At 58.8% G+C, this 1,978-nt stretch carries 1 rRNA gene; it reads left to right on the plus strand.

What is annotated here, in order from left to right:
• Positions 1-149 precede the first annotated feature (149 nt).
• Positions 150-1,668 (plus strand): 16S ribosomal RNA (locus GTR02_RS19260).
• Positions 1,669-1,978: the final 310 nt, after the last annotated feature.

Below are 1,978 nucleotides of genomic sequence, written 5' to 3' on the forward strand. Positions count from 1 at the left end.
TTTCCTCTGGCGTCTGGTGGTCTGGTCCTGCGTTGTGTGGGGTTGGGTTGTCGGGTGTTGGGGGTTTCCTTTGGTGTTGTTTCCTTCCTGGTTCGTCAGTGGGCTGGGGAGGGTGATGATGCCGGGTGATATGGTTCTCTAATGTTTTTTCAACGGAGAGTTTGATCCTGGCTCAGGACGAACGCTGGCGGCGTGCTTAACACATGCAAGTCGAACGGTGAAGCCCTTCGGGGTGGATCAGTGGCGAACGGGTGAGTAACACGTGAGCAACCTGCCCCTGGCTCTGGGATAACCATCGGAAACGGTGGCTAATACTGGATACGACCCACGATCGCATGGTGTGTGGGTGGAAAGTTTTTCGGCTGGGGATGGGCTCGCGGCCTATCAGCTTGTTGGTGGGGTGATGGCCTACCAAGGCGACGACGGGTAGCCGGCCTGAGAGGGCGACCGGCCACACTGGGACTGAGACACGGCCCAGACTCCTACGGGAGGCAGCAGTGGGGAATATTGCGCAATGGGCGAAAGCCTGACGCAGCGACGCCGCGTGAGGGATGACGGCCTTCGGGTTGTAAACCTCTTTCAGCAGGGAAGAAGCGAAAGTGACGGTACCTGCAGAAGAAGCACCGGCTAACTACGTGCCAGCAGCCGCGGTAATACGTAGGGTGCAAGCGTTGTCCGGAATTATTGGGCGTAAAGAGCTCGTAGGCGGTTTGTCGCGTCTGCTGTGAAAACTCAGGGCTTAACTCTGAGCTTGCAGTGGGTACGGGCAGACTTGAGTGCGGTAGGGGAGACTGGAATTCCTGGTGTAGCGGTGAAATGCGCAGATATCAGGAGGAACACCGGTGGCGAAGGCGGGTCTCTGGGCCGTAACTGACGCTGAGGAGCGAAAGCATGGGGAGCGAACAGGATTAGATACCCTGGTAGTCCATGCCGTAAACGTTGGGCGCTAGGTGTGGGGTCCATTCCACGGATTCCGTGCCGCAGCTAACGCATTAAGCGCCCCGCCTGGGGAGTACGGCCGCAAGGCTAAAACTCAAAGGAATTGACGGGGGCCCGCACAAGCGGCGGAGCATGCGGATTAATTCGATGCAACGCGAAGAACCTTACCAAGGCTTGACATGCGCGGTGGAATCCCAGAGATGGGGTGTCATTTAGTTGGTCGCGTACAGGTGGTGCATGGTTGTCGTCAGCTCGTGTCGTGAGATGTTGGGTTAAGTCCCGCAACGAGCGCAACCCTCGTTCCATGTTGCCAGCAATTCGGTTGGGGACTCATGGGAGACTGCCGGGGTCAACTCGGAGGAAGGTGGGGATGACGTCAAATCATCATGCCCCTTATGTCTTGGGCTTCACGCATGCTACAATGGCCAGTACAGAGGGCTGCGATACCGTGAGGTGGAGCGAATCCCAAAAAGCTGGTCTCAGTTCGGATCGGGGTCTGCAACTCGACCCCGTGAAGTCGGAGTCGCTAGTAATCGCAGATCAGCAACGCTGCGGTGAATACGTTCCCGGGCCTTGTACACACCGCCCGTCACGTCATGAAAGTCGGTAACACCCGAAGCCGGTGGCCCAACCTCTTGTAGGGGGGAGCCGTCGAAGGTGGGACTGGCGATTGGGACGAAGTCGTAACAAGGTAGCCGTACCGGAAGGTGCGGCTGGATCACCTCCTTTCTAAGGAGCACTCAACACACCTCTCTTCGTCGTCTTTGACGGTGGTTGCCTTCGGGTGGGGGGTGTGTCCCACTTTCTCGGCCGAACGTGTCGGGGGTGGGGCTCGAGGGTGGAACATCAACATGGCGTCTTGTCGCGGTCGCGGCTGGGTGTGAGTACGGCTTCAGTGGTTCGGGTTCCTTCGGGGGTTCGAGTCCGTTGAAGCGTGGAAAGCGTCTGGTGTGATCGTGGGAGGTGCTGGGCACACTGTTGGGTCCTGAGGGACCGGGCCATGAGGTGGCCTTCGCCGGCGCGTGAGCGTGGGTGGGGG

Origin of the sequence: Kineococcus siccus (genome assembly GCF_009906795.1) — a bacterium.
Classification (GTDB): domain Bacteria; phylum Actinomycetota; class Actinomycetes; order Actinomycetales; family Kineococcaceae; genus Kineococcus; species Kineococcus siccus.